We start from the raw sequence: 18,140 nt of genomic DNA on the forward strand, positions 1-18,140 counted from the left end.
AGCGCAAAAAAGGGGCTCAATTGAGCCCCTTGGCGTTCCCACGCAAAGCGCGGGAACGATCTATCACTACTCAGCTATAAACCCGGCCAAGCAGCTGCCGATGGCTTTCAAACTGATCGAGCACGTCACGGGTGATCTGATCCTGAGTGAAGCCCATCAAGTCATAGTCCTGGCTGCCGTTGTGCAGGTACACCTCAGCGCGGTAGTAACGTGCGCGCGGTTCATCGGCACTTTCGGCCGACACCGTTTCGCTCGCCGCCGCCAGATAACCGTCCAGGCTCACTTCGTAGACAAAAGGATTGCCCTCTTCCATCTCGATCCGCAGGCCCATGCAACGCTTGGCTTTGCCCAGCAACGTTTGCACGTCCAGGCCCTTGCCGCGCAGTTGAACCACGGCCTCTTCCAGCGCCGGGCTGACTTGTTTGTCCATGAAACGCTGAACAATCGACTGATTCGGCTGCAAATCCAGCTGGGTCAGACGCTCGCTGAAACCACGACGACCACGCGCCGCCAGTTCCGCTTGCTCCTGTTCGATCTGCACGTCCTGGCGCATGGCCTTGTGCAAGCCGAACATGAAGAACACCAGCACCACCGAGAACGGCAGCCCTGCCAGCACCACCATGGTTTGCATAGCTTCGAAGTTACCGGCGAACAGCAGACCGATGGTTACCAGGGTGATCACCACCGACCAGAAAATCCGCAGCCAGTGCGGCGCATCTTCGTCGACGTTGCCGCCCTTGCACGAAAGGTTGGCCATCATCACCGCGCCGGAGTCCGCCGGGGTCAGGAACAGCACGAAACCGACAAAAATCGACACGCCAATGACAACTTTCGACGCCGGGTAATGCTCAAGCAACTGGTAGATCGCCATCGATGGCTGTTCCAGCGCCGTCTTCCCGAGCTCCACCGCCCCATGGTTCATCACCAGGTCCAGGGCCGAGTTACCGAAGATCGACAGCCATGCCAGGGTGAAACCCAGCGGGATCAGCAGCACACCGGCGACCAGTTCCCGCACCGTGCGACCACGGGAAATACGCGCGATGAACATGCCGACAAATGGTGCCCAGGAAATCCACCAGGCCCAGTAGAACAGGGTCCACAGACCCAGCCAGCGGTCAGACTTCTCACTGTCGCCTTCATACACGTAGAGGTCGAAGGTCTTTAGCACCACGCCATTCAGGTAGTCACCAATGTTCTGCACAAAGCCGTTGAGCAGGTGCAGGGTCGGGCCGAACAACAGCACGAAAATCAGCAGACCGCTGAACAGCACGATGTTCAGGTTGGACAGACGACGAATGCCGTTTTCCACACCGGACACCGCTGCAATGGTCGCCACGGTGCTCATCACGATGATCACGATCAGCAAGTTGGTGTTGCTGTGCGCCATGCCGAACAGGTTTTCCAGCCCCGACGAGACTTGCAGCGAACCAATCCCCAGGTTCGTCACCAGCCCCAGCAGGGTCACGAACATGCCGAAACCGTCCACCGCATGACCGGCCGCGCCTTTGACCCAACGCTCGCCGACCAACGGATACAGCGCCGAACGCAGCGCCAGCGGCTGGTTATGACGATAAGCAAAGTACGCCACGGCCAGGCCGACCAAAGCGTAGATCGCCCAGCCATGCAGGCCCCAATGCAGGAACGTCAGCTGCACTGCCTGACGTGCGGCAAGGTTGCTGCCGGCCACGCCTTCCGGCGGGTTGAAGTAATGGTCCAGCGGCTCGGACGCACCGAAGTACAACAGCGAGATGCCGATACCCGACGAGAACAGCATCCCCGCCCAGGCGCCATAGCTGAAGTCCGGGGTATCGTCCTTGCTGCCCAGCTTGAGCTTGCCATAGGACGAAAACGCCAGGCCAACCACAAACACCAGGTAGGCGGCGATCACCACCATGTAGTACCAGCCGAAGCTGCGGGACAACCACGCCTGGGCAATGCCGAGCATTCTGCCGGCCTCTTGCGGGGCGATGATCAGAATGGCGGTCAACAACAGAATCAACGCGGTAGAGGTGTAGAACACCCAACCGTTGACCGTCACCTTCTCGGGTGGGGTCTTTATTAGAGAGGCAGAACTCATGGCACAGATGCTCCGGGCAGTGCGAGAGAAGAACACAAGGCAACGCGTTACCCGACCAATCGATTAGTTGGCAGCCGACCGGCGGGTGATATAAAGACACCCCGAAAAAAGCCCGAAACCCATGGAACGCCAGTGCGTGTGGGTTTCGAGCATGTTCAGATGTCGTTTTTCCGCCCACTACACGTAGGAAAAACCTGTAGGCAGCGACGAATTGTCGCAGATCTTATTCTTTGTTGATTGAACGTTCAATCAAAACAAAATAGACTGGCCCTCAATCCGGTAGGCGTATTTCGTCCACCGGAAGGCCTAAGGAGATGTGCAAGATGCCCAAGGTCGGTATGCAACCCATCCGCCGCCAGCAATTGATCGAAGCCACGCTACAGGCCGTCGATCAGGTCGGCATGGGGGACGCCAGCATTGCGCTGATCGCCCGTTTGGCCGGTGTCTCGAATGGCATCATCAGTCACTATTTTCAGGACAAGAATGGCCTGATCGCCGCCACGATGCGGTATCTGATGAGCGTCCTCAGCGAGAACGTCACCGCGCGCCGTCAGGCGATGGCAGATGACAGCCCACGGGCGCATCTGCAGGTGATTATCGAAGGCAACTTCGACGCCAGCCAGGTCAATGGCCCGGCAATGAAAACCTGGTTGGCCTTCTGGGCCACCAGCATGCACCAGCCGTCTTTGCACAGGTTGCAGCGGATCAACGATCACCGTCTGTATTCCAACCTGTGCTGCCAGTTCCGCCGTGCGTTGCCGCTTGATCAAGCGCGCAGCGCCGCCCGGGGCCTGGCAGCCCTCATTGACGGTTTGTGGTTGCGCGGCGCGCTGTCGGGAGATGCTTTCGACACCGAGCAGGCGCAAAGAATCGCTTACGAATACATGGATATCCAATTGGCCAAGCAGGTGAGTTAGAGCACACATAAAACCGCTCAGCCCCTGAACGCCACTGATCAGCGTCGCCAACGCTACACGGCACGTCCCAGTGGTCAACGCCAACCAACTTATGCACTTGCGAGGACTTTATGGCCCGTTTCGAACTGCAAAAACTCTACATCGACGGCGGCTACAGTGACGCCAGCAGCGACGCCACCTTCGAAGCCATCAACCCGGCTAACGGTGAAGTCCTCGCAAAAGTACAACGTGCGACCAAGGAAGACGTCGAGCGTGCAGTGGTCAGTGCCGAAAAGGGCCAGAAAATCTGGGCCGCGATGACCGCCATGGAGCGTTCGCGCATCCTGCGTCGTGCCGTCGACATCCTGCGCGAGCGCAACGATGAACTGGCCGCCCTGGAAACCCTGGACACCGGCAAGGCGTACTCCGAAACCCGTTACGTCGACATCGTCACCGGCGCTGACGTGCTGGAATACTACGCAGGTCTGGTACCGGCCATCGAAGGCGAGCAGATTCCACTGCGCACCACTTCTTTCGTCTACACCCGTCGCGAGCCACTGGGCATCGTGGCCGGTATCGGCGCGTGGAACTACCCGATCCAGATCGCCCTGTGGAAATCCGCTCCAGCCCTGGCGGCCGGTAACGCGATGATCTTCAAGCCAAGCGAAGTCACCTCGCTGACCACCCTGAAACTGGCCGAGATCTACACCGAAGCCGGCCTGCCGGCTGGTGTGTTCAACGTGTTGACCGGCAGCGGCCGTGAAGTCGGCACCTGGCTGACCGAACACCCACGCATCGAAAAAGTCTCCTTCACCGGCGGCACCGACACCGGCAAGAAAGTCATGGCCAGCGCTTCCGCTTCCACGCTGAAAGACGTGACCATGGAACTGGGCGGCAAATCCCCGCTGATCATTTTCGACGACGCCGACCTCGATCGCGCCGCCGACACCGCGATGATGGCCAACTTCTACAGCTCCGGTCAGGTCTGCACCAACGGCACTCGCGTGTTCGTCCCGAGCCACCTGAAAGCCGCGTTCGAAGCCAAGATCGTTGAGCGCGTTGCACGCATCCGCGTTGGCAACCCGGAAGACGAAAACACCAACTTCGGCCCGCTGGTCAGCTTCGCCCACATGGAAAGCGTGCTGGGTTACATCGCCAAAGGTAAGGAAGAAGGTGCTCGCCTGCTGTGCGGCGGCGCTCGTCTGACCGACGGCGAATTCGCCAAAGGCGCATTCGTGGCGCCGACCGTGTTCACCGACTGCACCGACGAAATGACCATCGTGCGCGAAGAAATCTTCGGCCCGGTGATGAGCATCCTGAGCTACGAAACCGAAGAAGAAGTGATCCGTCGCGCCAACGACACCGACTTCGGCCTGGCTGCCGGCGTCGTTACCAAAGACCTGAACCGCGCGCACCGCGTGATTCATCAACTGGAAGCCGGTATCTGCTGGATCAACGCCTGGGGCGAGTCCGACGCCAAGATGCCGGTCGGCGGCTACAAGCAGTCGGGCGTGGGCCGTGAGAACGGCATCAGCTCGCTGAACAACTTCACACGCATCAAATCGGTACAGGTCGAACTGGGCGATTACGCCTCGGTTTTCTAAGGCCTGCGAGGTCTCTGTGGCGAGGGGGCTTGTCGGAACGCCGCATCGCCCCGTTGGGTCGCGAAGCGGCCCCCATCCAGACATCGCAAGTCTTCAGATAGAGCGTGGTCGCTGATTTTACGACTGCTGCGCAGCCGAACGGGGGCAAGCCCCCTCGCCACAGGTCACGCAGCGCATCGGCGACCCGCGACCTGACCAACTTCAAAGAGGGTGCATTCAATGTCCCAAGTATTCGATTACATCATCATCGGTGCCGGCTCCGCCGGTAACACCCTGGCGACCCGTCTGACTGAAGACGAAGGCGTCACCGTCCTGCTGCTCGAAGCGGGCGGCCCGGATTACCGTCTGGATTTCCGCACACAAATGCCAGCGGCTTTGGCGTTCCCGCTGCAAGGTCGTCGCTACAACTGGGCGTACGAAACCGATCCAGAGCCACACATGGACGGTCGCCGGATGGAATGCGGTCGCGGCAAGGGCCTGGGTGGTTCTTCGCTGATCAACGGCATGTGCTACATCCGCGGCAACGCCATGGACTACGACGGCTGGGCAAAACTGCCAGGTCTGGAAGACTGGACTTACCTCGACTGCCTGCCGTATTTCCGCAAGGCGGAAACCCGTGACATCGGCCCGAACGACTACCACGGTGGTGAAGGTCCGGTCAGCGTGACCACGCCTAAAGCCGGCAACAACCCGCTGTTCAGTGCGATGGTTGAAGCAGGCGTACAAGCAGGTTACCCGCGTACCGAAGACTTGAACGGTTACCAGCAGGAAGGCTTCGGCCCGATGGACCGCACCGTGACGCCGAAAGGCCGTCGCTCCAGTACCGCTCGCGGTTACCTGGACATCGCCAAGAAGCGTTCGACCCTGACCATCGTCACCCACGCCCTGACCGACAAGATTCTTTTCGAAGGCAAGCGTGCAGTCGGCGTGCGTTACCTGATCGGCGCGGCTGAAGAGCGCGTTGAAGTCCGTGCCCGCAAGGAAGTGTTGCTGTGCTCCGGCGCCATCGCGTCGCCGCAGATCCTGCAACGCTCCGGTGTCGGCCCGGCCGAACTGCTGAAAAAGCTTGATATTCCGGTGGTCCACGACCTGCCGGGCGTCGGTGAAAACCTGCAGGATCACCTCGAGTTGTACCTGCAATACGCCTGCACCCAACCGGTTTCGCTGTACCCGTCGCTGCTCCTGCACAACCAACCGGCCATCGGTGCCGAGTGGCTGTTCAACGGCACCGGCATCGGCGCCAGCAACCAGTTCGAAGCCGGCGGTTTCATTCGTACCCGCCCGGAATTCGAATGGCCGAACATCCAGTATCACTTCCTGCCGGTAGCGATTAACTACAACGGCAGCAACGGCGTGAAAGAGCACGGCTTCCAGGCGCACATGGGTTCCATGCGTTCGCCAAGCCGCGGTCGTATCCAGGCCAAGTCCAAGGATCCGCGCGAATACCCGAGCATCCTGTTCAACTACATGGCTACCGAGCAGGACTGGCAGGAATTCCGCGATGGCATCCGCCTGACCCGTGAAATCATGCAACAGCCGGCGCTGGATGCCTTCCGTGGTCGCGAAATCAGCCCCGGCATCGACGTGCAAACCGACGAGCAGCTGGACAAGTTCATCCGCGAGCACGCCGAAACCGCGTTCCACCCGTCCTGCTCGTGCAAGATGGGCACCGACGAAATGGCCGTGGTCGATGGCGAAGGTCGTGTACATGGCATGCAAGGCCTGCGCGTGGTCGATGCCTCGATCATGCCGATCATCACCACCGGCAACCTGAACGCACCAACGATCATGATGGCCGAGAAAATCGCCGACAAGATCCGCGGTCGCAAGCCACTGCCACGCAGCAAGGCCAAATACTACGTGGCCGGCGGTGCACCGGTGAAGGGTAAGCCGTTGCGGGATGTGAGCCCTACCGCTCAGTAACGCAGTTACACCGAGGCGCGGCCTTGATCATTCCCACGCTCCGCGTGGGAATGCATCCCGTGACGCTCCGCGTCACACAGCGGACACAGAGCTTCCATGGCGGCATTCCCACGCAGAGCGTGGGAATGATCAGCCTATAAATTCCTGGCTCAGCCAACCTCAACTCTTCCTACACCTCTCTTCACTTGATCCTACCCCCACGCAGGCCTAATCTAGCGCCACGCAAACGTTTCACCCCCCCTCGCAACACCGATTCGCCGCCACTCCATACCAAGGAGGTTCCCGAATGTTCGATTTCCACCCCCAGCTCAAGCAGCGCTTTGCTGCGTTGCGCACGGGCGCTGAATTCTTTTCGCTGCGTTATGTACGCGAATCCGGCCAGTACCTGTCGGTGCGCAAGAACGTCGCCGAACCGCCGAGCCTGAGCCGGGACGAAGGTGCGATGCTGACCGTTCGGGTCAACGGCGTCGAAGCCTATGCCGCGACCAACGACCTGTCCCAGTCCGGGCTACAAGCCGCGCTGGAGAAAGCCGAGCAGCAAGCCCGTCGGCTCAAGCCCCACGCGCTCCTCGACTTGCGTGAGCAAGCGGTTTCCAGCGACCGCGCCGACTATTTCTCGCCGAGCCTCGACCAGCCCTTCCCGTCTCTCAGCGAATGCTACCAAGTGCTTGGCGCTGAATCCGCCGCCGTGCCCAAGGACGAACGCCTGGTGAACTGGCAGGCGAGCATCGGCATCACCAACGTCGAGCAGATCTACCTCAACAGCGCCGGTGCTGAACTGCGCCAGGCCCAGCGCTTCGTCTACCCGAGCATGGACGTCACCGCCTACGACGGTAGCGACAGCCAGACCCGCACCCTCGGCCGCGAAAATTTCGGTCAGCAGGGCGGCTTTGATGTGATCAGCCGCTGCGGCCTGATCGGCGCCGGCCCGAAAGTCGCCGACCAGGCGTTGCAATTGCTGCTGGCACCGAACACCCCGCAAGGTCCGCGCGACCTGTTGCTGATGCCCGACCAGATGATGCTGCAAATCCACGAGTCCATCGGTCACCCGCTGGAACTGGACCGCATCCTCGGCGACGAGCGCAATTACGCCGGCACCAGTTTCGTCAAGGCAGAAGACTTCGGCCGCCTGCAATACGGCTCCGAACTGCTCAACGTGACATTCGACCCGGACATCCCCGAACAGCTCGCCAGCTACGGCCATGACGACGAAGGCACCGCCGCCAGCAAGCAATTTCTGATCAAGGAAGGTTTGCTGCTGCGACCATTGGGCGGCGCGCTCTCGCAGTTCCGGGCCAGCCTCGACGGCGTGGCCAACAGCCGCGCCTGCGGCTGGAACCGCCCGCCGATCGACCGCATGGCCAACCTCAACATCGAGCCTGGCGATCAATCGCTTGAGCAATTGATCGGCAACATCGAGCACGGCATTTTGATGAGCACCAACCGTTCGTGGTCCATCGACGATGCGCGCAACAAGTTCCAGTTCGGCTGCGAATGGGGCCAGTTGATCGAAAACGGCGAACTCAAAGGCGTGGTGAAGAACCCGAATTACCGGGCGATTTCCGCGCAATTCTGGAAGAGCCTGCGCGCCGTCGGTGACGTCAGCACCTTCAAGGTGCTGGGCACGCCGAACTGCGGCAAGGGCGAACCGAACCAGGTGATCCGTGTCGGCCATGCGTCGCCGGCCTGTGTGTTCAGCAATGTTGATGTGTTTGGGGGAGATGCCTGATGAGTACGTCCACGAGCACTTCAAAAAGCCAGGCCGATTCGTTCAAGGCCTTGGTTAACTGGCTGCGCGATGCGTTGCGCACGCCTGAGCAGTTCACCCTCAGCTACGCCGCCGAATCGTCGGCCTTCGTGCGCTTCAACCACGCCAAGGTGCGTCAGGCCGGGCAGGTGCAGCAGGCAAGCATCGGCTTCAAACTGATCGACGATGGGCGCCACGCCGACCTCGATATCACGTTGTCGGGCGATCCGGAAGTCGATCTTCAGCGTCTGGCCGAGGGGCTGCAGCAGTTGCGCGAGACCCTGCCGCTGCTGCCTCAGGACCCGTACCTGCTGCTCAACCATGACGACTGGCAGAGCAACAACGTGCAGGATCATCCGCTGCCGGATACCGAGCAGGTGGTCGCTGAAATCACTCAGGCCGGCGAGGGGCTGGATCTGGTCGGTTTCTATGCCGCCGGGCCGATCAGTCGCGGTTTCGCCAGTTCTTCGGGCGCGTTCGGCTGGCATCAGGCCAACAGCTTCAACTTCGATTTCAGCCTGTTCCATGAAAACGGTCAGGCGGTGAAAGCCAGCTATGCCGGGCACGACTGGAACAGCAAAGGCTTTGCCCGGCGTTTCCAGCAGGCCCGCGAGCAGTTGGCGTTTCTGGGTCGGCCAACGCGCACGCTGGCGCCGGGTCAGTACCGCGCGTACCTCGCGCCGGCAGCCCTGGAAGAAATCATGGGCATGCTCAGTTGGGGCGGGTTCTCGGCGCAGTCGATTGCCAGCAAGAGCAGTCCGCTGCAGAAGCTCTACGGTGGCGACAGCTCGTTCAGCCCGTTGGTGTCCCTGGATGAAAAAGTCAGCGGCTCCCTGAGCCCGGCGTTTTCGGGTGAAGGTTATCCGCGCAGCGATCTGCGGCTGATTGTTGAGGGCAAGGCGGGCGAGCAACTGGTCGGTTCACGCAGCGCCGCCGAATACGGCCTGACCGCCAACGGCGCCGGCGGCGGTGAAGCCCCAAGTGCATTGAACATGGCGGCCGGCGCTTTGCCTGAAGCCGAGATTCTCAAGCAACTGGGCACCGGTCTGTACATCAGCAACCTGTGGTACCTGAACTACTCGGACCAACCGGCAGCGCGCCTGACCGGCATGACACGGTTCGCGACCTTCTGGGTCGAGAACGGCGAGATTCAGGCACCGGTCAGCACCATGCGTTTCGATGACAGCGCCTACAGCCTGCTCGGTTCGCAGCTGGAAGCGTTGACCGAGGAACGCGAGCTGATGTTGTCGGCCAGCACCTACAGTCAGCGGAACACGTCTTCGGCATTGCTGCCAGGAGCGCTCGTCAGCCGATTGACCTTGACCCTGTAAACACAAAAACCTTGTGGTGAGGGGGCTTGCCCCCGTTGGGCTGCGAAGCGGCCCCAGACCGGCAAATGCGCTCTGTCAGACAGACCGCATTCACCGGATTTACGACTGCTACGCAGCCGAACGGGGGCAAGCCCCCTCGCCACAGGGACCGAGCACTACCTGACAAAGAGGTCCCATGCCCAACCGCCCACCTCTCGACGCTGTCACCGCCCGCTGGTTGCCGTGGGTCGTGGCCATTGCCTTCTTCATGCAGTCCCTCGACGGGACAATCCTCAACACCGCCCTCCCCGCCATGGCCCGGGACCTGGCCGAAGACCCGCTGCGCATGCAAGGTGTGATCATCGCCTACATGCTCACCGTCGCCTTGCTGATTCCCGCCTCCGGCTGGATCGCCGACCGTTTCGGCACCAAGAAAATTTTCTTCGGCGCCATCCTGTTGTTCAGCATCGGCTCATTGCTCTGCGCCTTGTCGAGCACCCTGAGCATGCTGATCGGCGCCCGGGTGATCCAGGGCCTGGGCGGCGCCTTGATGTTGCCGGTCGGACGCTTGGTAGTGCTGCGCGCGTATCCGCGCTCGGATCTGGTGCGGATCATGGGGTTCATCACCATTCCCGGCCTGCTCGGCCCGCTGATCGGCCCGACCATGGGCGGCTGGATGGTGCAATACCTGACCTGGCACTGGATCTTCCTGATCAACCTGCCGGTGGGTGTCATCGGCTGCTATGCGGTGTGGAAATTCATTCCCGACCTGCGCGGCAGTGAACGCACCCGCTTCGATAGCCTGGGCTTCTTGCTGTTCGGCGCGGCGATGGTGCTGATCACCATCGCCATGGAAGGCCTCGGCGAACTGCGTCTGCCGCACTTGCGGGTGATGTTGCTGTTGTTTGCCGGCATGGCCTGTCTGGCGGCCTATTGGCTGCGGGCCGGGCACATCGACAATCCACTGTTTGCGCCATCGCTGTTCAAGACCCGGACCTTCGCCGTGGGCATCCTCGGCAACCTGTTCGCCCGGTTGGGCAGCGGCGCATTGCCGTTCCTGGTGCCGTTGCTGCTGCAAGTGGCGCTGGGCTATTCGCCGTCACAGGCCGGGATGAGCATGCTGCCCCTGGCTGCGGCCGCGATGGTCGCCAAATCGGTGGCGCGGCCGTTGATCGAACGTTTTGGCTACCGCATCGTGCTGACCGGCAACACACTGGCGCTGGGGATCATGCTGGCGAGCATGGGCCTGGTCAGCGAGCAGACGCCGTATTGGCTGTTGCTGGGCCAGTTGGCGATTCTGGGGGCGATCAACTCCTTGCAGTTCACCGCGATGAACACCGTCACCCTGATCGACCTCGACGACGCCAGCGCCAGCAGCGGCAACAGTTTGCTATCGGTGGTCGCGCAATTGTCCCTGAGCCTCGGCGTGGCCTGCGCCGGTGCGCTGCTCGGCGGCTTCACGGCGGAGATCGGCAATGACGGCGTGGACACGGTTCTGGGCGCGTTCCAGCTGACGTTTGTGACGGTCGGAATCATGGCGATGCTGGCTGCAACCATCTTCTCGCAGCTTTCACCAAAGGATGGCCGACGGATGGTCAGCCGTGAGCACGATATCGAGCACTGACCCGTAGCAGCTGCCGAGGCACGAGGCTGCGTTGGGCTGCGAAGCGGCCCCCCGGGGCGGTCCTGCGGACACGCAACGCAGCCTCGTACCTCGACAGCTGCTACGGCTATTCGTCCAGAATTTGCAGGTGGAGAGCCTGGGACTGATACACTGCGCGACATTTTGTTTTGCAGGCCAGTCCCGTGACCACCATCGCCACCGCTTTTAATACTTTGCCGCTGTCCGCCGCCATGCTGGCTAACCTCGACTCCCTCGGTTATGCCCAGATGACGCCGATCCAGGCGCAAAGCTTGCCGGTGATCCTCAAGGGGATGGACCTGATCGCCCAGGCCAAGACCGGCAGCGGCAAGACCGCCGCCTTCGGTATCGGCCTGTTGAACCCGATCAATCCGCGCTTCTTCGGTTGCCAGGCACTGGTCATCTGCCCGACCCGTGAGCTGGCCGACCAGGTCGCCAAGGAAATCCGTCGCCTGGCCCGCTCCGAAGACAACATCAAGGTGCTGACCCTGTGCGGCGGCGTGTCTTTCGGCCCGCAGATCGGCTCGCTGGAGCACGGCGCGCACATCATCGTCGGCACTCCGGGGCGCATCCAGCAACACCTGCGCAAGGGTTCGCTGGTGCTTCACGGCCTGAACACGCTGATCCTCGACGAAGCCGACCGCATGCTCGACATGGGTTTCTACGATTCCATCGAAGAAATCATCGCCCAGTGCCCGGAACGTCGCCAGACCCTGCTGTTCTCCGCCACCTATCCGGTAGGCATCAAGCAGTTGGCGTCGAAGTTCATGCGTAATCCGCAGCAAGTGAAGGCCGAGGCATTCCACGACGACACGCAGATCGAGCAGCGTTTCTACGAAATCTCCCCGGAAGAGCGCATGAGCGCGGTGACCAAGGTGCTCGGCCACTTCCGCCCGGCGTCCTGCGTGGCGTTCTGCTTCACCAAGCAGCAAGTTCAGGAAACCGTCGATCACCTGACGTCCAAAGGCATTTCCGCCGTCGGCCTGCACGGCGATCTGGAACAGCGTGACCGCGACCAGGTACTGGCAATGTTCGCCAACCGCAGTACGTCGGTACTGGTTGCCACCGACGTCGCCGCACGCGGCCTGGACATCGATGCGCTGGACATGGTGATCAACGTCGAACTGGCCCGTGACTCGGAAATCCACATTCACCGTGTCGGCCGTACCGGTCGTGCCGGCGAGAAAGGCATCGCGATCAGCCTGGTCGCACCGTCCGAAGCGCATCGCGCCCAAGCCATCGAGCAACTGCAGAAGTCGCCGTTGAATTGGGATCAGGTGGATAACCTCACGTCCCAGGGCGGCGGTCCGCTGCTGCCGCTGATGAGCACGCTGTGCATTGGTGCGGGCCGTAAAGACAAAGTCCGTCCGGGTGACATTCTCGGTGCACTGACCGGCGAGGCGGGCATTCCTGGTGCCCAGGTCGGCAAGATCGCGATTTTCGACTTCCAGGCGTATGTGGCCGTGGAGCGCGGGATCGCCAAGCAAGCCTTGCAGCGCCTGAACGACGGTAAAATCAAAGGCCGTTCGCTGCGCGTGCGCATCCTGTAAACCGCCACACTTCCCCTGTAGGAGCTGCCGAGTGAAACGAGGCTGCGATCTTTTGATCTTGAAAAGCAAAGTCAAAAGATCGCAGCCTGCGGCAGCTCCTACAGGTATTCCATTCTGAGGACACCGTTTTGCGCTCTACCGAAGTCGTGATCATTGGCGCTGGCGCCGCAGGGTTGATGTGTGCGCTGACCGCCGCCGGGCGCGGGCGCAAGGTGATGTTGCTTGACCATGCCAACAAGGCCGGCAAGAAAATCCTCATGTCGGGCGGTGGCCGCTGCAATTTCACCAACATGTACACCGAGCCGAGCAATTTCCTCTCGCAGAACGCACATTTCTGCAAATCTGCGTTGGCACGTTACACCCAGTGGGACTTCATCGGTCTGGTGGCCAAACACGGCGTGCCATACCACGAGAAGAAACTCGGCCAGTTGTTCTGCGATAACAAATCCAGCGACATCCTCGACATGCTGCTCGACGAGTGCAATCAGGTTGGCGTCAGCCTGCACCTGGACACCTCGATCCAGACCATCGAGAAGCTCGAAAGCGGTTATCTGCTGGATACCACGCTGGACCAGATCACTTGCCAATCCCTGGTGATCGCCACCGGCGGCCTGTCGATTCCGACCCTCGGCGCCACCGGTTTCGGCTATCAGGTGGCCAAGCAGTTCGGCCACGACCTGCTGCCGACCCGCGCCGGCCTCGTGCCGTTCACCATCACCGATCAGCTCAAGGAGCTGTGCACCGAACTGTCCGGTACGTCGGTGGATTGCCTGGTGAGCTGCAACGACCAGAGTTTCCGCGAGAACATCCTGTTCACCCACCGCGGTCTCAGCGGCCCGGCGATTTTGCAGATTTCTTCGTTCTGGGAATCCGGCGACACGGTAGAGATCAACCTGATGCCGGATCACGACGTACCGAGCTGGCTGCAACAGCAGCAAGTCGAGCGCCCGAACAGCGAGTTGAAAACCCTGCTCGGTGAGATCTTCACCAAGAAGATGGCCAACTTGCTGGCAGACAACTGGTTCGTCTCCAAACCGATGAAGCAATACACCCACGCAGAAATTGCAGACATCGCTGAAAAACTGGCGAGCTGGAAAGTCGTGCCGGCCGGCACCGAGGGCTACCGCACGGCCGAAGTGACCCTGGGTGGCGTCGACACGCGCGAAGTGTCATCCAAGACCATGGAGTCGCTGAAAAGCCCCGGCCTGTATTTCGTCGGTGAAGTGCTCGACGTCACCGGGCATCTGGGTGGTTTCAACTTCCAATGGGCCTGGGCGTCCGGTTACGCGGCGGCGCAGTACGTCTGACTACACCGCTCCCCTGTAGGGTGATGCTGTTCACTGATGCTGTTCACTTAAGAGCGTCTTGAATCAGAGAAACCTGTGGCGAGGGAGCTTGCTCCCGCTTGAGTGCGTAGCACTCACAAAAATCGGCAATAGTTGTCAGATTTTTGGGGCCGCTACGCAGCCCAGCGTCGGAACGCCGCCCGGAGCAAGCTCGCTCGCCACAAAGGTAGCCATGATTGGAGAGTGCGTTTAAGTGAACAGCATTACCCCTGCAGGGGAGCGTGTTTCGCCAGGAAGGAACAGATTTTGCTGTCTGATGTGATCGGCGCCATTGCGTCGGCGTCATTAGTGGCTCAATTTAGCGTCATCGCCTCGGAAGGCCTTCGCACTTCATGTCATCGACCACATTTCGGCAGTCTCTGCGTCGCCTCTGGGCGCTGGATAAATTCAGTTACAGCGTTCGGGTGTTCATCGCCCTGACCGGCACCATGGCGCTGTGTTGGTATCAGGATGAAATGGGCCTGCTGATCCCGTTGTTCCTGGGGATCATCGCCAGCGCCCTGGCCGAAACCGACGACAGTTGGCAGGGCCGCCTCAACGCGCTGGCCGTGACGCTGGTGTGTTTTATGGTCGCCGCCCTGTCCGTCGAACTGCTTTTCCCCTACCCCGTTCTCTTTATCATCGCCTTTGCCCTGGCCAGCTTTTGTCTGACCATGCTCGGCGCGCTGGGCGAACGTTATGGCGCGATTGCTTCAGCGACGCTGATTCTGTCGGTCTACACCATGATCGGCGTGGACCAGCGCGGCGGTGCAGTCACCGATTTCTGGCACGAGCCGGTGCTGCTGGTGGCCGGTGCAGCGTGGTATGGCTTGCTCTCGGTGCTGTGGCAGGCGCTGTTTTCCAACCAGCCGGTGCAACAGAGCCTGGCGCGGTTATTCCGTGAACTGGGTTATTACCTGAAACTGAAATCGTCGTTGTTCGAACCGATCCGGCAGTTGGACGTGGAAGCGCGCCGCCTGGAACTGGCCCAGCAGAACGGTCGGGTGGTGGCAGCCCTGAACGCCGCCAAGGAAATCATTCTGCACCGGGTCGGCGATGGCAGGCCGGGGGCGAAACTCAGCCGTTACCTGAAGCTGTACTTCCTCGCCCAGGACATCCACGAGCGCGCCAGCTCCTCGCACTACCCTTACAACGCGCTGGCCGAGGCGTTCTTCCACAGCGACGTGCTGTTCCGCTGTCAGCGCCTGCTGCGCCAACAGGGCAAGGTGTGCCGCGCGCTGGCCGAATCGATCCAGATGCGCCAGCCGTTCATCTATGACGCCAGCTTCGCCGAAGCCTTGAGCGACCTGCACGCCTCCCTCGAACACCTGCGCATCCAGAGCAATCCGGCCTGGCGCGGTCTGTTGCGCTCGTTGCGGGCATTGGCCGCCAACCTCGGCACCCTCGACCGTTTGCTCAGCGACGCCAGCAACCCCGATGCGCTTGCAGACGCCACCGACAGCAGCCTGCTCGACCGTTCGCCACGCAGCCTCAAGGATGTGTGGATTCGCTTGCGCACACAGCTGACGCCGACGTCCTTGCTGTTCCGCCACGCCCTGCGCCTGCCCCTGGCGTTGAGCATCGGCTACGCGATGGTGCATTTGATCCACCCCTCGCAAGGTTACTGGATCATCCTCACCACGCTGTTTGTCTGCCAGCCGAACTACGGCGCCACCCGCCGCAAACTTGGCCAGCGGATCATCGGCACCGCCATCGGCCTGACTGCGGCCTGGGCGTTGTTCGATCTGTTTCCGAGCCCGTTGGTGCAGTCGTGCTTCGCGATCGTGGCCGGGGTGGTGTTCTTTACCAACCGCACGACCCGCTACACCCTGGCGACCGCGGCGATCACCTTGATGGTGCTGTTCTGCTTCAACCAGGTCGGGGATGGTTACGGGCTGTTCCTGCCACGACTGCTCGATACCTTGCTCGGCAGCCTGATCGCCGGCCTGGCGGTATTCCTGTTCCTGCCGGACTGGCAGGGCCGACGCCTGAACAAAGTGCTGGCCAATACCCTGACCTGCAACAGCATTTACCTGCGCCAGATCATGCAGCAATACGCCGCCGGTAAAAGCGACGACCTGGCTTATCGCCTGGCCCGACGTAACGCGCACAACGCCGACGCGGCGTTGTCGACGACACTGGCCAACATGCTGATGGAGCCGGGGCACTTCCGTAAGGAAGCCGATGTCGGGTTCCGATTCCTGGTGCTGTCGCACACCCTGCTTAGCTATTTGTCGGGGCTTGGGGCGCACCGTGAAACCCAACTGCCGTCGGATGTGCGCGAGCACTTGATCGACGGTGCGGGCGTGAGTCTGGCCGCCAGCCTCGACGACATCGCCCAGGGCCTGGCGAGCAAACAGCCGGTGGCAATTCAGAGTGATGAAGAAGAAGCGCTGGCCAATGCGCTTGAGCAGATGCCGGATGAAATCGATGAAGGGCAGCGCCTGGTGCAGACGCAACTGGCGTTGATCTGCCGGCAACTGGGGCCGTTGCGGACGTTGGCGGCGCATTTGATCAAGGACACTGGCGAAGCCTGAGATGTGTAGCGACGAGGCTTGCCCGCGAAGGCGTCAGCCCAGAAACGGCAGGCCTTTCAGATCACATCCCATGTTGCCTGAGCAACTTGTCATAACTCCCATCAGCCTTCATCGCCGCAATTTCGCGGTCGAAACCGGCGACGATCTGTTCATGCTCCGGGTTCTTCAGGCTCACCAGAATATGCAGGCTGTTCTCGCTCAACGGCTTGGGCAGGAACTCCACGGCATTGCGCACTTTGGGTGATTCCCGCGCCAGGTAATACCGGGCGACGAACTCGTCTTCCAAAGTCAGCTTGACCCGATCGGCCGCGACCATGCGCACAGCCATGGCGAAGTTATGCACCGGGACTTTCTGCAACGACACATCCTCATCAAATTCCTGCGAATAGGCATAACCGCGTACCACCGCTATCGGGTAGGTGTGCAGTTGTTGCAGGTTGTTGTATTCGATTGGCGTGTCTTTGCGCTTGAGAAAGCGCACGCGGTTGAGCAAGTACTCGCCGGAAAATTGCCCCAGCTTCGTGCGCTCATCGGCGTACCAGGTGTTGACCAGTACGTCGTAACGTCCCTCGCCCACCCCAAACAAGGCCCGCGCCCACGGCACTTGTTCGAAATCGCTGGCGTAACCGGCCCGGGCCAGCGCGGTACTGACGATGTCCGTGGCCACACCGCCATTGACCAGCGTGGCGTCGGTAAAGGGTGGCCAGGCATCGGCGACCAGACGCAGCTTTTCCGCAGCTTCGGCCTGAGTCAGCAACAGCAATCCGATCAAAGCAAACGCTCGATGAAACCGCGGCATGCCAGAAATCCTTAGCGGGCGAGCTGCCCGACGTGTTTTTCAGCCAAAACTCCAAGGTTCCTCTACCGGCGAACCCAGGTCCTAACATTAGCTCATTGAGGCCATTGCACAGCGCTTCATCGCAGATTACACAAAGAAGACAACTTCGCGAGAAATGAATGATGGCATTTTGGCTTTTATCACAGATTCCTCTGCCATAAAGACATCCCGCCTCAGGGCGCTTAGTATCGGAGCAACGTTGTTCAAGGAATGTGAAGATGACAATCGATTGGGTCTGCAAACACCACAGCGATCTGGGTAAAGAGCAGCTGTATGCCATTTTGCAACTGCGCGCCGAAGTGTTTGTCGTCGAGCAGAAATGCGCTTATCAAGACATCGATGGCCAGGACCTGGAAGGTGACACTTGCCATTTGATGGGCTGGGACGGGGATCGGCTGGTGGCCTACCTGCGATTGCTCGACCCGGAGTTGCAGGGCGGCGATGTGGTGATTGGCCGGGTGATCATTGCACCCCAGGCACGCGGTGCCGGGCTTGGGCATGAGTTGATGAGCCAGGCGTTGAAGCAGGCCGAGAAGCACTGGCCCGAGGTGCCGATCTACCTCTCGGCCCAGGCGCATTTGCAGGGGTACTACGGGCGGTACGGGTTTGTGGCGGTGGGTGAGGAATACCTGGAGGATGAGATTCCGCATATCGGGATGCGTCGCCCGCAATGATCGTTCCCACGCTCTGC

General features: G+C 60.9%; 12 protein-coding genes. 10 read left to right on the top strand and 2 right to left on the bottom strand.

Translation table 11 applies throughout. From position 1 onward, the window contains the following. Positions 1-70 precede the first annotated feature (70 nt). Complete coding sequence (locus ACEN9A_RS27640; protein ID WP_230175556.1) at positions 71-2,020, bottom strand: BCCT family transporter; 1,950 nt, start codon at positions 2,018-2,020, stop codon at positions 71-73. 380 nt (positions 2,021-2,400) lie between these two features. On the opposite strand from ACEN9A_RS27640, the gene betI reads away from it, so the two are divergent. The 9 genes from betI (at position 2,401) to yccS (ending at position 16,611) form a co-directional block, all read left to right on the top strand. Next, positions 2,401-2,994, top strand: coding sequence for a transcriptional regulator BetI (betI, locus tag ACEN9A_RS27645; RefSeq protein WP_018928769.1), 594 nt, complete (start codon positions 2,401-2,403; stop codon positions 2,992-2,994). Between the two features lie 110 nt (positions 2,995-3,104). Next, on the top strand, positions 3,105-4,577 hold the full coding sequence (betB, locus tag ACEN9A_RS27650; RefSeq protein ID WP_019650270.1) for a betaine-aldehyde dehydrogenase: 1,473 nt from the start codon (positions 3,105-3,107) through the stop codon (positions 4,575-4,577). 219 nt (positions 4,578-4,796) lie between these two features. Next, the gene (betA, locus tag ACEN9A_RS27655; protein ID WP_258671405.1) at positions 4,797-6,500 is read left to right on the top strand and encodes a choline dehydrogenase; all 1,704 of its coding nucleotides are present in this window, start codon (positions 4,797-4,799) and stop codon (positions 6,498-6,500) included. Between the two features lie 286 nt (positions 6,501-6,786). Then, positions 6,787-8,229 carry a TldD/PmbA family protein gene (locus tag ACEN9A_RS27660; RefSeq protein WP_258671406.1) on the top strand — a complete coding sequence of 481 codons (1,443 nt, stop codon included), beginning with the start codon at positions 6,787-6,789 and terminating at the stop codon, positions 8,227-8,229. Then, positions 8,229-9,578 carry a TldD/PmbA family protein gene (locus tag ACEN9A_RS27665; RefSeq protein WP_258671407.1) on the top strand — a complete coding sequence of 450 codons (1,350 nt, stop codon included), beginning with the start codon at positions 8,229-8,231 and terminating at the stop codon, positions 9,576-9,578. The genes ACEN9A_RS27660 and ACEN9A_RS27665 overlap by 1 nt, the downstream gene beginning before the upstream one ends. 175 nt (positions 9,579-9,753) lie before the next feature. Beyond that, positions 9,754-11,181 (top strand): multidrug transporter subunit MdtD, encoded by a 1,428-nt coding sequence (mdtD, locus tag ACEN9A_RS27670; protein ID WP_258671408.1) that lies wholly within the window; start codon positions 9,754-9,756, stop codon positions 11,179-11,181. A 230-nt stretch (positions 11,182-11,411) separates the two neighbouring features. Then, positions 11,412-12,749, top strand: a complete 1,338-nt coding sequence (gene dbpA / locus ACEN9A_RS27675; RefSeq protein WP_230175555.1) for an ATP-dependent RNA helicase DbpA — start codon at positions 11,412-11,414, stop codon at positions 12,747-12,749. 128 nt (positions 12,750-12,877) lie between these two features. Beyond that, positions 12,878-14,056 carry a BaiN/RdsA family NAD(P)/FAD-dependent oxidoreductase gene (locus ACEN9A_RS27680; protein WP_018928762.1) on the top strand — a complete coding sequence of 393 codons (1,179 nt, stop codon included), beginning with the start codon at positions 12,878-12,880 and terminating at the stop codon, positions 14,054-14,056. A 371-nt stretch (positions 14,057-14,427) separates the two neighbouring features. After that, a complete protein-coding gene (yccS, locus tag ACEN9A_RS27685) occupies positions 14,428-16,611 on the top strand; it encodes a YccS family putative transporter (protein ID WP_258671410.1) in 2,184 nt (727 codons plus the stop codon). 61 nt (positions 16,612-16,672) lie between these two features. On the opposite strand, the gene ACEN9A_RS27690 is transcribed toward yccS, so the two are convergent. After that, entirely contained in the window at positions 16,673-17,410 is a 738-nt protein-coding gene (locus ACEN9A_RS27690) for a substrate-binding periplasmic protein (RefSeq protein WP_258671411.1), read from the bottom strand. Between the two features lie 257 nt (positions 17,411-17,667). Here ACEN9A_RS27690 and ACEN9A_RS27695 point away from each other — a divergent pair, with 257 nt between their 5' ends. Continuing rightward, on the top strand, positions 17,668-18,123 hold the full coding sequence (locus tag ACEN9A_RS27695; protein ID WP_258671413.1) for a GNAT family N-acetyltransferase: 456 nt from the start codon (positions 17,668-17,670) through the stop codon (positions 18,121-18,123). Positions 18,124-18,140 lie beyond the last annotated feature (17 nt).

Source organism: Pseudomonas sp. Pseusp18, assembly GCF_059506005.1.

Excerpts from the sequence above, each read along its gene's own strand:
- ACEN9A_RS27665 (WP_258671407.1), top strand. The coding sequence starts at position 8,229 with ATGAGTACGTCCACGAGCACTTCAAAAAGCCAGGCCGATTCGTTCAAG.
- mdtD (WP_258671408.1), top strand. The coding sequence starts at position 9,754 with ATGCCCAACCGCCCACCTCTCGACGCTGTCACCGCCCGCTGGTTGCCG.
- dbpA (WP_230175555.1), top strand. The coding sequence starts at position 11,412 with ATGCTGGCTAACCTCGACTCCCTCGGTTATGCCCAGATGACGCCGATC.
- ACEN9A_RS27695 (WP_258671413.1), top strand. The coding sequence starts at position 17,668 with ATGACAATCGATTGGGTCTGCAAACACCACAGCGATCTGGGTAAAGAG.
- ACEN9A_RS27660 (WP_258671406.1), top strand. The coding sequence starts at position 6,787 with ATGTTCGATTTCCACCCCCAGCTCAAGCAGCGCTTTGCTGCGTTGCGC.
- betA (WP_258671405.1), top strand. The coding sequence starts at position 4,797 with ATGTCCCAAGTATTCGATTACATCATCATCGGTGCCGGCTCCGCCGGT.
- ACEN9A_RS27690 (WP_258671411.1), bottom strand. The coding sequence starts at position 17,410 with ATGCCGCGGTTTCATCGAGCGTTTGCTTTGATCGGATTGCTGTTGCTG.
- yccS (WP_258671410.1), top strand. The coding sequence starts at position 14,428 with ATGTCATCGACCACATTTCGGCAGTCTCTGCGTCGCCTCTGGGCGCTG.
- betI (WP_018928769.1), top strand. The coding sequence starts at position 2,401 with ATGCCCAAGGTCGGTATGCAACCCATCCGCCGCCAGCAATTGATCGAA.
- betB (WP_019650270.1), top strand. The coding sequence starts at position 3,105 with ATGGCCCGTTTCGAACTGCAAAAACTCTACATCGACGGCGGCTACAGT.